General features: G+C 69.8%; 10 protein-coding genes, 1 tRNA gene and 1 pseudogene. 6 read left to right on the forward strand and 6 right to left on the reverse strand.

Features of this window, described 5'->3' with window-relative positions:
- Positions 1-323, reverse strand: a 323-nt coding sequence (gene mobA, locus ABD908_RS24000) for a molybdenum cofactor guanylyltransferase (RefSeq protein ID WP_345000789.1), incomplete at its 3' end; no start/stop codon positions are given.
- Positions 324-355: 32 nt separating this feature from the next.
- Positions 356-4,432 carry a bifunctional nitrate reductase/sulfite reductase flavoprotein subunit alpha gene (locus tag ABD908_RS24005; RefSeq protein WP_345000791.1) on the reverse strand — a complete coding sequence of 1,359 codons (4,077 nt, stop codon included), beginning with the start codon at positions 4,430-4,432 and terminating at the stop codon, positions 356-358.
- A gap of 185 nt (positions 4,433-4,617) precedes the next feature.
- On the opposite strand from ABD908_RS24005, the gene ABD908_RS24010 reads away from it, so the two are divergent.
- The 6 genes from ABD908_RS24010 to ABD908_RS24035 all read left to right on the forward strand — a co-directional run bounded on the left by ABD908_RS24010 (position 4,618) and on the right by ABD908_RS24035 (position 10,673).
- Complete coding sequence (locus ABD908_RS24010) at positions 4,618-5,901, forward strand: alanine racemase (RefSeq protein WP_345000793.1); 1,284 nt, start codon at positions 4,618-4,620, stop codon at positions 5,899-5,901.
- Between the two features lie 229 nt (positions 5,902-6,130).
- Positions 6,131-7,774 (forward strand): phosphoglucomutase (alpha-D-glucose-1,6-bisphosphate-dependent), encoded by a 1,644-nt coding sequence (pgm, locus tag ABD908_RS24015; protein ID WP_345000795.1) that lies wholly within the window; start codon positions 6,131-6,133, stop codon positions 7,772-7,774.
- A gap of 88 nt (positions 7,775-7,862) precedes the next feature.
- Positions 7,863-8,666: a DsbA family protein gene (locus ABD908_RS24020; RefSeq protein ID WP_345000797.1), complete on the forward strand. Its 804-nt coding sequence runs from the start codon at positions 7,863-7,865 to the stop codon at positions 8,664-8,666.
- Positions 8,667-9,908 (forward strand): DsbA family protein, encoded by a 1,242-nt coding sequence (locus ABD908_RS24025; protein WP_345000799.1) that lies wholly within the window; start codon positions 8,667-8,669, stop codon positions 9,906-9,908.
- Between the two features lie 109 nt (positions 9,909-10,017).
- Positions 10,018-10,093, forward strand: a tRNA-Ala gene (locus tag ABD908_RS24030).
- A 238-nt stretch (positions 10,094-10,331) separates the two neighbouring features.
- The gene (locus ABD908_RS24035) at positions 10,332-10,673 is read left to right on the forward strand and encodes a hypothetical protein (protein WP_345000801.1); all 342 of its coding nucleotides are present in this window, start codon (positions 10,332-10,334) and stop codon (positions 10,671-10,673) included.
- Between the two features lie 33 nt (positions 10,674-10,706).
- Here the strand turns inward: ABD908_RS24035 and ABD908_RS27740 are convergent.
- The 4 genes and pseudogenes from ABD908_RS27740 to ABD908_RS24055 all read right to left on the reverse strand — a co-directional run.
- Positions 10,707-11,786 (reverse strand): annotated as a pseudogene (locus ABD908_RS27740) (recombinase family protein); the annotation flags it as partial.
- Complete coding sequence (locus ABD908_RS24045) at positions 11,783-12,187, reverse strand: recombinase family protein (protein WP_345000805.1); 405 nt, start codon at positions 12,185-12,187, stop codon at positions 11,783-11,785. The gene ABD908_RS24045 and the pseudogene ABD908_RS27740, both read right to left, overlap by 4 nt.
- Before the next feature lie 76 nt (positions 12,188-12,263).
- Entirely contained in the window at positions 12,264-12,647 is a 384-nt protein-coding gene (locus ABD908_RS24050) for a recombinase family protein (RefSeq protein WP_345000807.1), read from the reverse strand.
- A gap of 37 nt (positions 12,648-12,684) precedes the next feature.
- Positions 12,685-13,059 (reverse strand): hypothetical protein, encoded by a 375-nt coding sequence (locus tag ABD908_RS24055; RefSeq protein WP_345000809.1) that lies wholly within the window; start codon positions 13,057-13,059, stop codon positions 12,685-12,687.
- Between the last annotated feature and the right edge of the window lie 178 nt (positions 13,060-13,237).

Here is a 13,237-nt window from a genome sequence, read left to right on the forward strand (position 1 = left end):
GACTTCACCGCGCCCGGGGTCAGCCGCGGCAGGTCGCAGGCGAGTACGAGCACGTCCGCCGGTCCGCCGGGCAGCTCCGCCAGACCCGCGGCGATCCCCGCGACCGGGCCGCCGCCGGGCGGATCCTCACGCGTCACCGCGACCCCGGGGGGAACGTCCCGCGGCGGTCCCACCACGACCACGTGGTCCGCGACCGCCGCCGCGGCCAGCGCGATGTCCAGCAGGCGTCGCCCGCCCACCAGCTGCTGCGCCTTGTCTGCGCCGAGGCGTCGCGACGCGCCCCCGGCGAGCACGATCGCGAGGAGGCGGCGGCTGGTCGGCATGAGACCAGACCCTAGTGCCAGGGCGTGGGCGGTCAGTACACGTCCCGCACATACCGGCGCTCCGCCGACAGGGCTTGCAGGTACGCGGCGGCACTTCTCGGGCTTCGGCCGCCGTGCTCGGCGACGATGCCGCGCAGCGTGTCGTCGACGTCACGCGCCATCCGCGACGCGTCGCCGCACACGTACACGTGCGCACCGTCGGCGATCCACTTCCACAGGTCGGCGGCGCGCTCCGCCATCCGGTCCTGCACGTACACCTTGGCGTCGCCGTCTCGAGAGAAGGCCGTGTCCAGCCGCGTCAGCAGCCCCGACTCGCGGAACGCGTCGAGTTCCTCGCGGTAGTAGAAGTCACTGGCCTCGTGACGCTCACCGAAGAACAGCCAGTTGTCGCCGGTGTGTCCGCGAGCGGCACGATCGTGCAGGAATCCGCGGAACGGTGCCACACCGGTGCCGGGCCCGATCATGATCACCGGCGCGGCGGGGTCCTCCGGCGGCCGGAAGTGCTTGGTGCGCTGGACGAACACGTCCACCTCGCCGCCCTCCGGCTGGTCGGCCAGGTAGCCGGAGCACACGCCGTGCCGCATCGCGCCGTCTGTGGCGGCCGCCGACGACTCGAACCGCACGATCGACGCGGTCACGTGCACCTGCGTCGGGTCCTCGAGCGGGCTCGACGAGATGGAGTACAGGCGCGGTGCGAGGGGCCGCAGCACCCCGATCCACTCGTCGACGGTCGCGGTCACCGGGTGCGACGCGAGCAGGTCGAGGGCCTGTCGCCCCCAGGTCCATTCGGCGAAGTGCGCGGGATCGTCGATGGCGCGCTCGAGTTCGTCCCCCGGGTTGCGGGAGTGCACGAACCGGATGAGATCCGGTGTGATGCGGGTGATGTCGAGGTGCGCGGTGAGAGCGTCCACGAGTGCCGGCTCCTCGCCGCCGACGGTGACGGTCGTCCCGCCGTCGAGACCGGTGCGGGAGAGCCACTCCGCCACCACCTCCGGGCGGTTGCGCGGCCACACGCCGAGCGCGTCGCCGACGCCGTACTCGATGGTGCCCGGCGGCAGGTGGATGCCGATGTCGCGGACGTCCTTCCCCGAGCCTTCCGCCGACAGTGCGCGGTTGCAGGAGAGCGTGGTGCGCAGCGGGTTCTTCCGCGAGTACGACGGTGCCGGCGCGGCCACCTCAGCGGGCGCCGCGACCGCGGCTTCGGGCCCCGCGTCGGTGAGTGCCGCGATCACCCTCTCCGTCCACGCCGCGGCGGCGTCCTCGAAATCCGGTTCGCACGAGGTGCGGTCGACGATCCGGTGGGCGCCGAGGTGCTCGAGGCGCGCGTCGAGCTTGCGGGCGAAGCCACAGAAGTCGGCGTACGACGAGTCGCCGAATCCGAGCACCGAGAAGTCCAGCCCGTCCACGTCGCCGGGCTCGGCGGCCGCGAGCGCGTCCCACAGCGCGAGGCCGTTGTCGGGGGCGTCGCCGTCGCCAGTGGTGGCCACCGCGAACAGGACGGTGTCGGTCAGGTCGGCCACGGCGACCTCGTCGGCGCCCCGCATCCGGGCCGTCACACCTGCCTCCGTCAGCCGTGCGACGGTGGTCTCCGCGAACTCCTCCGCAGTGCCGGTCTGCGACGCCCACACGAGCGTCACTGTCGGCCCCGCGGGCGCCTCGGCGATCGCGCCGGCGCCCACCGGTGCGCCCGCGACCGGCGCCGCGACCCGGGAGAACACGCCCGCCAGTACACCCTCGACCCAGGCGCGGGTGGCGGGTGCCAACGGGGTGAGGGTGGGCAGCACCGGCACCTCTCCGGCCGGCGGATTGGACCGGACGCCCGTGAGGAACCCGGACAGGAACAGTTGCTCGGCGGGGGCCGGAGCGACCGGCGCGGGCAGGGGGCCGAGCGCCGCGGCGAGCGCCTCGATCGGTACCACGGCGACCTCCGGAAGAGACTGTGCGGGTGCGGATTCAGTAGCGGAAGCGATCGGAGTGACCGCGACCGAACAGACCTTGAATTCGGGCTGCAGGGAGTCGGCGTCGACGGCGTCGTTGGTCACGGCGTTCACAGCGACGTCGGGGCCGAAGGAGTCGTTCCAGTGCATCGGGGCGAAGCAGACGCCTGGGCGTACGGCGTCGTCGACGGTGGCGGGAAGCACCGCCCGCCCACGCCGCGAACGGATCTCGACGTCCTGGCCGTCGGTGACGCCGAGCCGCTCGGCGTCCTCCGGGTGCAGCTGCAGGAACGGCGCGGGGTTGAGCTTGTTCAGCTTCCGCACCCGCCCCGTCTTCGTCATCGTGTGCCACTGGTGCGCGACGCGGCCGGTGGTGAGCACGAGCGGGAACTCGTCGTCGGGCAGCTCCGCGGCGGGCATGTGCGGCCGCGGCAGGAACCGCGCGCGCCGGCTCGGCGTGGGGAACGCCAGCGCGGGAATGGTGCCGTCACGATCGGTGTGCAGGGTCTGGCTGACGCCGTCGTTGAGGTACCGGATCGGATTGCGGTCGCCGCCCCCGGGCGGGGCCGGCCACTGCACCGGCCCGCGGCGCAGGCGTGCGTGGTCGACGCCGCGCAGGTCCCAGCCGGTGCGCGGGTTGTGGAACCGAGCCAGTTCATCGAACACCTCTGCGGCGCAGGAGAAGTCGAACGCCTCGCCGTATCCCATCGCCGTAGCGACCAGGCAGATCAGCTGCCAGTCGGGCAGGGCCTCGCCCGGCGCGGCCATCGCGGGTGCGCAGTGCGTCATGTTCCGCTCGCTGTTGACCATCACCCCCTCGGCCTCGGCCCACAGCGCGGCGGGGAGCACCACGTCGGCGTAGGCGGCGGTCTCCACCCCGGTGAACGCCTCCTGCACCACGACCAGCTCGGCGCGGTGCAACCCGTCGATCACGGTCGCCCGGTTGGCCACCGTCGCGACCGGATTGGTGCAGATGATCCACGCCGCCTTGATCTCGCCGTCGGCCATCCGCCGGTACATGTCGATGGTGCCCGTCCCGCCCTCTGACCGGATGGTGCCCGGTTCGAGGCCCCAGCGCTCCTCGACGAATGCCCGGTCCGCGGCGTCCAGCGCAGCGCGCTGCCCCGGCAGCCCCGGCCCCATATAGCCCATCTCCCGGCCGCCCATGGCGTTCGGCTGCCCGGTCAGCGAGAACGGGCCGGCGCCCGGCCGGCAGATCGCGCCCGTGGCGAGGTGGAGGTTGCACAGCGCGTTGGTGTTCCACGTGCCGTGGGTCGACTGGTTGAGTCCCATCGTCCACAGGCTCACCCAGTTCCGGGTGCCCGCGATCAGCGCGGCTACCTCCCGCAGCTGCGCCTCGTCGACGTCGGTCACGCGGGCCACCGTCTCCACGGGATACTCGTCGAGCAGCGCGCCCATCGCCTCCCAGCCCTCGGTGTGCGCGGCGACGAACTCCTCATCGATCCCGCCGAGGTCGCGCACCAGCCGCAGCAGCCCGTTGAGCAGCGCCAGGTCGGTGCCCGGGCGCACCGCGAGGTGGATGTCGGCCTTGGCGGCGGTGTTCGTGCGCCGCGGGTCCACCACCACCAGCTTCGCGCCGGTCTTGATGCGGTCCATCATGCGCAGGAACAGGATCGGGTGGCAGTCGGCCATATTGGCGCCGATCACGAGGAACACGTCGGCGGTGTCGAGGTCGTCGTAGCTGCCGGGCGGCCCGTCGGCGCCGAGGGACTGCTTGTAGCCGGTACCGGCGCTGGCCATGCACAGCCGGGAGTTGGACTCGATCCACTGCGTCCGCAGGAATCCCTTCGCGAGCTTGTTCGCGAGGTACTGCGCCTCGATCGACATCTGCCCCGACACGTACAGCGCGATGGCGTCGGGCCCGTGGGTGTCGCGGATCGCGCAGAGCCGCGCCGCCACGTCGGCCACCGCGGCCGCCACCGGGGTGGGAACCGGCTCCGCCCCGCGCTCCGGGCGCACCAGAGCCGTCGTCAGCCGCCCGCCCGCCATCAGCATGTCGCCCGTGGTGTTGCCCTTGGTGCACAGCCGCCCCCGGTTCGCGGGGTGGTCGGCCCGGCCCGTCGCCTTGATGACGCCGCCGGCACCGTCGGTGTGCAGCTCCATACCGCAGCCCACGCCGCAGTACCCGCACACCGTCAACGCCGTGGCCATCACCCGTCACCTCCGCTGCGCACGCCTGTCTCGGTCGCACCCCATGGTTCGGCGGGCGTGTTTCGTGGCCCGTGGGCTGCGGTTACGGAGGCGTCAACACGACCTGTCAGTGGCTCGGCCGGCGCTGTGAGGTCGGATCCACGCTGGTCGGGTACCGTGCGGGACAGTCGATCACGAGGAGGACCATGGCCGGGGACACGACGCTGCCGGGGCGCCCCGCCGGGCGGCTGAACGCCGTCGACAAGGCGGTACCGCCGTGGGCGGACGGGCTCACCGTCGAGGAGTTCCTCGCGCGCGAGCCGCGGCTGTCGTCGCTGGGGACGCCGCTGCTGGTGCTCGACGACGACGCGATCGAGGACAACCTCGTCGCGTTCGCTGCCTACTGCGCCGAGCACGAGCTCGACCTCGCGCCGCATGGCAAGACGACGATGTCGCCCACGCTGTGGCGACGACAGCTCGCCGCCGGATCGACGGCGATCACCGTCGCCAACTACCCGCAGCTGCGGGTCGCGGTCGCCGCGGGAGTACCGCGGGTCCACCTCGCGAACGCGATCGCCGACCCGGGCGGCGTGGCGTGGCTCGGCGCTGCGCTCGATGCGGATCCGGGGCTCGAGGTCGAGGTCTGGGCCGACTCGGAGGCAACGGTGACGCTGCTCGCGGACGCCCTTGCCGGCGCTCGCCGCCCGCTGACGGTGCTGGTCGAGGTGGGATCCCTCGGCGCGAGGACCGGGGCCCGCACCCTCGAGGAGGCAGTGGCAGTGGGGGAGGCGATCGCGGCGTCGCCGCGGCTGCGCCTCGGCGGGGTCGCCGGCTACGAGGGCGCGGTGGCGCACGACGTGACACCCACCGGGCTCGCCCGGGTCGACGCATATCTCGAGACGATGGCGGCGGTTCATCGGCGCCTCGCAGACAGCTACTCGGAGGACGGCCCGGTGGTGGTGAGCGCGGGCGGCAGCGCCTACTTCGACCGGGTCGCCGCGGTGCTCGGCCCGCTGCGCGACGATCGGACGAAGGTCGAGCTGCGGTCGGGCGTCTACGTGATCCACGACGACGGCTTCTACGCCTCGGTCGCGCCCGCCGACCGCGGGATCCCCGCGCCGCGGCTGCGGTCGGCGATGCGGATCTGGGCCCGCGTCCTGTCCCGTCCCGAGCCGACACTCGTACTACTCGATGTGGGGCGCCGGGACGTCTCCTTCGATGACGGTCTGCCCGTGCCGCAGGTCGCCGCCACCACCCTCGGCGGGCCGCAGCGGCCGCTGGTGGGTGCCGTCGCGACCGCGATCAACGACCAGCACCTGTTCCTGACCGTCCCGGCGGACGACCCGGTCGCGGTGGGCGACGTCGTGGGTCTCGGTGCCTCCCATCCGTGCACGGTGATGGACAAGTGGCGGACGGTGCCCGTCGTCCGCGGTCGGGCCGGGCACGGTGACGACCCCGTGGTGGTCGACCTGGTGGCGACCTACTTCTGAGCGGCGTGCCGTCGTGGGACGGCGCCGGCTCACGCGAGGCAATAGTGTGTCGTACGAAATCCATTGGTCCGTTTCCAGAATCCGTCGTTACGGCCAATCCGACGATGGCAGCGGCACGTACGGTGAATACTTTGGGTCTGGCGTCGTCGGCCGCCATCCGGCACGACGACCAGGACGACCAGAAAGCGGGCGCAGACACGCGTCCCACGATGAAAGGTGGAAGCGCACGATGGCTCACCCCCGCGCCGGCCAGCCGGCCCTCCCGGAGGACCTGATCGACGTCTCCGCCGTGGAGTCCGCCTACTACTCCATCAAGCCGGACCCGAGCGATCCGGACCAGCGCGTCGTCTTCGGGACGTCGGGACACCGCGGCAGCAGTCTGAACGCCGCGTTCAACGAGGACCACATTCTCGCCACCACCCAGGCAATCGTGGAATACCGTGCAGGACAGGGAATCACGGGGCCGCTGTACCTTGCGAAGGATACCCACCTGTTGTCGGGGCCCGCGTGGGAGACCGCGGTCGAGGTGCTGGCGGCCAACGGCGTCAACGTGCTCGTCGACACCGCGGACCGGTTCACGCCCACCCCGGCGCTGAGCCACGCGATCCTGCGGCACAACCGTGAGCAGAGCGGCCCCCGTGCCGACGGCATCGTCGTCACCCCGTCGCACAACCCTCCCGCCGACGGCGGCTTCAAGTACAACCCGCCGCACGGTGGGCCCGCCGACACGGACGCCACCTCGGTCATCGCGGCCCGCGCCAACGAGATCCTCGAGACCGGTCTCGCAGCGGTCAAGCGCATTCCGCTGGCCCGGGCGTTGGAGTCGGAGTTCGTGGGCCGCTTCGACTTCCAGGGCTCGTACGTCAACGACCTGATCAATGTGGTGGACATGAACCGGATCCGCGATGCCGGCATCCGGATCGGCGCCGACCCGCTGGGCGGCGCGTCGATCGGCTACTGGGCGGCGATCGGCGAGGGGTACGGCCTCGACCTCACCGTCGTCAACCCGACCACCGATCCGCGCTTCGCCTTCATGACGCTCGACACCGACGGCAAGATCCGGATGGACTGCAGTTCGCCCAATGCGATGGCGTCACTGATCGCGGGCAAGGACAAGTACGACATCTCGACCGGCAACGACGCGGACTCGGACCGGCACGGCATCGTCACCCCTGACGCCGGCCTGATGAACCCCAACCACTATCTCGCGGTGGCGATCAGCTACCTGTTCGCCAACAGGCCGGGCTGGGCGGCCGACGCGGCGGTGGGCAAGACCCTGGTCAGCTCCTCGATGATCGACCGGGTGGTGAGCGCTCTCGGGCGGCGTCTGCTCGAGGTGCCGGTGGGCTTCAAGTGGTTCGTCCCGGGCCTGCTCGACGGCAGCGTCGGGTTCGGCGGCGAGGAGTCGGCTGGTGCGTCGTTCCTGCGCACCGACGGGACGGTGTGGTCGACGGACAAGGACGGCATCATCATGGCATTGCTGGCGTCCGAGATCCTCGCGGTCACGGGCAAGTCGCCGTCGCAGCACTTCGCCGAGTTGGGGGAGCGCTACGGCGTGCCCGCCTACCAGCGCATCGATGCGCCCGCGAACCGCGAGCAGAAGGCGGTACTGGCCAAGCTGTCACCCGAGCAGGTGACCGCCACCGAGTTGGCCGGCGAGCCGATCACCGCGACCCTCACGCGGGCGCCCGGCAACGACGCGCCGATCGGCGGCCTCAAGGTGACGACGGACAGCGCCTGGTTCGCGGCGCGCCCATCCGGGACCGAGGACGTGTACAAGATCTACGCGGAGTCGTTCCGGGGCGACGAACACCTGAAGCAGGTGCAGGCCGAGGCCAAGGCCCTCGTGGATTCGGTTCTCCAGGGTTCCTGACCCTCCGTCCAGCGGTTTCGTGGGCGCGCGCCGCTACAGTGGGCGCGTACCCGCGGCCGATCCCGGCCGCGCCGACCGAAGGAGAGCCTTGAGCCCCGCGAACAACCAGGGCGGAGTGCCCAAGCTGAAGAAGGGCGGCGGCTACGCCCCGATCAAGCAGTCCAACACCCTCCCGTACGTGCTGGGCGGCATCGTGATCGTGGTCATCATCGCCGTGATCGCGGTCGTCCTCGTGACGCACAGGAGCAGCACGCCGAAGCCCCCCACGGCCGCCGACAAGACCGCCGCTGTCGCGCAGCTCGCGTCGACGGCGAGTTTCACCGCGGGGAGTCCGACCGCGAAGGTCACCGTCGACATCTTCAGCGACTTCCAGTGCCCCTACTGCGCCGAGTTCGAGCAGCAGTCGGGGCCGCAGATCGTTCAGGCGATCGACGCCGGAACGCTGCAGGTCCGGTACCACGTGGTCAACTTCCTGGACCAGAACAGCGCGTCGGGCACCTATTCGTCCCGTGCAGCCGGCGCGGCGCTGAGCATCGCGAAGTCGTCGCTGCCCGCCGCCCAGAAGCAGAAGGTCTGGCTCGCGTACTACCAGACGCTGTACGCGCAACAGCCGAAGGAGAAGGGCGACGGCGGCACGTCCGATTACAGCAACGCCGACCTGGCCCGGATCGCGGGGCAGGCCGCGAAGACGGCGGGGGTCACGCTGCCCGCCGAGGTCACCAAGGCCATCTCCGACGGCACCAACGTGGCTGCGGCGAGCACCGCCGGCCAGTCGGGCATGACGCTGCTGGAGACCCTCGGTGGGCAGGGCACGCCCACGGTTATCCATGACGGCGCGCCCGTCGACGCGCTCGGCAACCCGGGCTGGCTGAACACCCTGCTGGCCGGATAGATGAGCGACGCGCCTCCCGAGGGCCGGGACGCCGCCGGGCTAGTAGCGGAGTTCGGGCCGATGCCGCTGCCCGTCGTCGTGGCCGTCATCGGCCGGGTCGGGGCCCAGCTGGACGCCGAGTTCCGGTCCTTCGGGACCGCGCGCGTCGGCGTCACGCCGGCGCGGATCAGCGTCGTCCTCCGCGGCGGGCAGGTCGAGGAGGCGGGACTCACCGATGACGGTGCCGGGTCGCGCGGGCCCGTCGGTTCTCGTGTCGACGTGCCGGCGCTCGCGGCGGTGGCACGGCAGCTGCTGGGCGCTCCACCCGCGGGGCTTCCGGGGGCGGTCCTGGGTGTCCTCGCGCACGCCGAGGGTGGCGGCTTCCCGTCGGCGGGGGAGTTCGCCGCCGCGCTCGACGGGGTCGCCCGGCAGGCCACATTCCCCGGGCCGGCGTTTCCGCCGCCCGGTGGTGCGCGAGCCGCGTCCCGGGGTCTGTCGGGCGGGGTGATCGCGCTGATCGCCCTCGCGGCCGTGGTGGTGCTCGGGATCGTCGCGGGGCTCGGCGTGTGGGGCGTGACGTCGGTGCGGCATCGCGCGACGTCGACCGAGGATGTGCTGTCGGCGGTCCCGCTGACGCCGGTGTCTGCGACGGCGTCCCCGTCCGCGGGCAGCGACGGCGCCTTGACGGCGAACGCAGGTTTCATCGCGGGCAGTGCGGGTGCCAAGGTCACGATCGACGAGTTCGAGGACTTCCTGTGCCCGTACTGCGGCGAGTTCGAGCAGCAGTCCGGGGCTGCGGTGGTGCAGGCGATCGAGGTGGGGAAGCTGCGGGTGCGCTTCCACCTGCTGGACTTCCTCGACGAGGGCAGCGCGTCGAAGACGTACTCGATGCGCGCCGCAGGGGCGGTGCTGGCGATCGCGCGGTCGACGATGCCGGCGGACCAGAAGCAGAAGGCATGGCTCGCCGTGCACACCGCGCTGTTCCAGCAGCAGCCGCAGGAGGACGGCGCCACCGACTGGAGCAACGCCGACCTCGCGCGGATCGCCGGCCAGGCGTCCACCGCGGCGGGCGTCACGCTGCCCGCGTCGGTGACCGGTGCGATCTCGAGTGGTGCGGACACCGCCGCGGCGTCCGACCTCGCCACGTCGGGGCTGTCCCTGCTCACCAGCCTCGGCGGCCAGGGGACGCCGACGGTGCTGCACAACGGGGCACAGATCGACGCTCTCGGCAATCCGACCTGGCTCACGACGCTGCTCCAATGACCAAATCGCCTGGTGCGAGCGAAACCGCTCCCACCAGGCGATTTGGCTTCCGACCGGCCGGTGCTGTAAGTTTTCCCAGGCGGTTAACCGCGGAAGAACAACCGAATACGGGGCTATGGCGCAGCTGGTAGCGCACCACACTGGCAGTGTGGGGGTCAGGGGTTCGAATCCCCTTAGCTCCACCAAAGTGCTCGGAAGACAACCCGTCCCCTGAGCACTGCCGCTAGGCAGGTTCACGCCGTCCGTCCGGTTTTCCGGGCGGACGGTTTTGTTTTGGCCGTGCTCGGCCGCTTGCTGGGCGTGGTGGGTCTTGGCGGGAACGAGCCGGGACAGTAGGTCGTCGAAGGGCTGGTTGTAGTCGACGCGGACAGTGCGTTCGCGGGTCTGGTCGTCCTCGTCGATGTAGATCTTCGAGAAGAAGGCTTGGTTGAAGAGGCGTCGGGTGGCGTCGCCTGCTTCGAGATAGGCAGCATGGCAGTCGCGGGTCAGGTCGAGGGTCTCCGCCAAGGCGGCGCGGGCGCCTTCGTAGTCGGACGCGGCGTTGGCGAGCTGGGTGGCGATCCGGTCGAGTTGGCTCGCGATGTTGTCCTGTTCGGTCTTGAGCAGGTCGAGGGGAACTGCCCCGGCGTAGTGGGCGTCGAGCAGCTTCTTACGTCGTGCTTCAAGGTCGATGCGCTGTTGGTCGAGTTGCTGGCGCTGCGCTTCGGAGGTGGCGTGGAGGTGGTCGAAGTCTTCGAGGACGAGGGTCTCGATGTGATCGCGTAGCTCGGGGGACAGCGCAATGGTGCGGTACTCGTCCTCGATGAGTTCTTCGATCAGGGTCAGTCGCATGGCCTGGCGTTCGCAGCTGGTGGTGCGGCGTTGCCGACCTGAGCAGGTCATGTAGTCGTAGGTGGTGCCGAAGCGGTTGGTGGCGGCGATGACCATGAGCCGGGAGCCGCAGCTGCCGCAGTAGACGCTGCCGCGGAGGTAGCAGAGGCTGCGTCGCTCGTAGACGGCGGAGCTGCGGTTGGCGCCGAGACGGTCTTGTACCTGTTGCCAGGTGGCGGGGTCGACGAGCGGTTCGTGGCTGCCTGCGTAGATCACTCCTCGGTAGTGGACTTCGCCCTTGTAGTACGGGTTGGTCATGATCTTGTGGATGCCGGGGATGGACACCGGTTTGCTCGGCCACTTCGGGGTCGCCCGGGTGGTGAGGCCCCGGTCGGTGAGCTGGTCGAGCAATGTGGAGAGCGAGCAGTCGCCTTCGGCGTACCGGTAGAACGCCCACGTGATGAGGTGTGCCCGTTCGGGGTCGATCGCGACGGTGCGGTTGATGCGGCCGACATCGTCGGTGACGTGGATGTTCTTGTAGCCGAGCGGTGCTCGGCTGACCGTCCCGCCGAGGCTGGCCTTCTGCACCAGTCCCTTGGTGACCTCGTTGGCGAGATTGCGCGAGTAGAACTCGGCGATGCTGGACATGATGCCGTGCATGAGCATGCCGGACGGGGTCTCGTCGATGTTCTCGCTGGTGCTGACGAGGGTGACGCCGGCTTGCTTGAGCGCGAAGTGGATGCTGACGTCATCGGCGCGGGACCGCGCGAGGCGGTCGAGTTTGTGGACGATGCAGTAGTCGACGGGGTGCTCGCGGACGTAGGCCAGCATTCGTTGCAGCTCGGGGCGTTTGGCAGCAGATGTGCCGGATTCCCCGGCATCGACGAACTCCGCCACGATGGCCGCATCGAGTGATGCGGCCTTGCGGGTGTTGGCCTCGCGCTGCGCAGGAATGGAGAAGCCTTCCTCGCGTCCGCCGCGGGTGGCTTGGTCGGCGGTGGAGACGCGAAGGTAGGTGATGGCTGTCTTGGACGGGCTGGTGCTCGGTGGTGCGGTGACGGGGTTCATGGCTGCTCCTGCCCTCCCACGCTTGGTGATCGATCTGGTCTGCCGCGCTGGATGTCGAAAACAATGTCCAGGTCGGCGATCGCCACCCGGGTGCCATCCAATTTGAGGTGCAGCGCGGCTTCCATGAACAGTCGCTGGGTGCTTGCCAGTTGGTTCATGTCGGCGCAGATGACGTAGTCGATGTTGTTGTCTTCGACGTAGTCGAAGAGACGGGACAGTGCCAGGCGGTTGAGCCGTTTGCCTGAGCCGCCGTGGTCGGCGAACGTGTCTACGATCTCGGCGTCGAGCCGGGTGGCCATGTGCTGGCAGATGTCGAATTGTTCGGCAACGCGTCGTTCGCCTGCCGTGGTGGCGGCTGCGCGGGCGTAGGCGATGGCGTGTTTGGGGTGATGTTGTGTCATTGGGGTTCTCCTTTCGGTCTGGCTTTCTGGATTTCCACGTATGGCCACCGCGAGGCATGCGCAGTGGCCAGGCTGGCTAACCTCTGGCTGCGACAGCGTCGTGGTCGTTGTCGAAGTGGAGGATCCGGTTGCCTTTCGCGATCACCACGGAAGCGCCGTGGGCCTCGATCTGCCTGGTGATGTCGCGGAGCTGGTCGTCGGTGGCCGCCAGGGTGCTCGTGTCCGCGCAGATGACGTACGCGATGTTGTCGGCCTCGATGGTGTCGAGCAGTATCTTCAACTCGGTGCGGTCGTCGGCGGTATTGGCGACTCCGCATTCTTGGAAGCGCCCGATCAGCCGGACTCCCAGCTCTGCGGCCATGCGGCGGCACGCTCGAAGTTGTTCGGTCATGCCCTTCTCGTCGAAAAAGTCGTCGGTGCGGGCGTAGAGGTAGGCGTAGTTGGTGATTGTTATTTTCATTTTCATCTGGTTATTCCTTCAGTCGTCCTTCTGGTTATTAGCTATTGGTTGTGGTCTTAGTGGTACGGCGTGCGCGTGGGGCATTCGTCGTAGGTGCTTCGACCGCGGCGGCGACAGCCGGCGCGCCCATGAATCCGGCGATGGCAGCGGCGCGGGCCGCAGCCTCGCGCTCGATCTCTTGGCGAGCTTGTTCGGCCTTGGCGATGATCGCCGGGTCGGTTTGCGCCGCGGCGATCCGCCGCTCGATGGCCGTCCGGATTTCGTCGGTGATGGTGGTGCCGCTGAGCTGGGCGATGAAGCGCAGCTGGGCGTGCAGGCCTTCTTCGACGCGGATGGCGATGGTTTTCAGTTGTTCTTGTTTCTCGTTCTCGGGTGTCGTGGTGGTGTCGGGTGTGCGTGGTTCGTATTCCATGGTGGTCCTCCTTTCATGAGGGGTAGTTGTTGTTTGGTCGGCCGGTTTTCTGGCTCTTCACAGATGAGGGTGTAGATGCCGTAGCGGCTGTGGGCGCGTCGCTGCCGGGGTGAGGGTCGAGGTCCTCGCAGGATTGAGGTTCCTACACGCTCTTCCCCGAAGGACCTCGACGTGCCTG

Source organism: Tsukamurella soli (assembly GCF_039541155.1).
In the GTDB taxonomy this organism is placed as follows: Bacteria; Actinomycetota; Actinomycetes; order Mycobacteriales; family Mycobacteriaceae; genus Tsukamurella; species Tsukamurella soli.

Coding starts and splice junctions, on each gene's coding strand:
- ABD908_RS24005 (WP_345000791.1), bottom strand. CDS start 4,432: ATGGCCACGGCGTTGACGGTGTGCGGGTACTGCGGCGTGGGCTGCGGT.
- ABD908_RS24010 (WP_345000793.1), top strand. CDS start 4,618: ATGGCCGGGGACACGACGCTGCCGGGGCGCCCCGCCGGGCGGCTGAAC.
- pgm (WP_345000795.1), top strand. CDS start 6,131: ATGGCTCACCCCCGCGCCGGCCAGCCGGCCCTCCCGGAGGACCTGATC.
- ABD908_RS24025 (WP_345000799.1), top strand. CDS start 8,667: ATGAGCGACGCGCCTCCCGAGGGCCGGGACGCCGCCGGGCTAGTAGCG.
- ABD908_RS24045 (WP_345000805.1), bottom strand. CDS start 12,187: ATGACACAACATCACCCCAAACACGCCATCGCCTACGCCCGCGCAGCC.
- ABD908_RS24050 (WP_345000807.1), bottom strand. CDS start 12,647: ATGAAAATAACAATCACCAACTACGCCTACCTCTACGCCCGCACCGAC.
- ABD908_RS24055 (WP_345000809.1), bottom strand. CDS start 13,059: ATGGAATACGAACCACGCACACCCGACACCACCACGACACCCGAGAAC.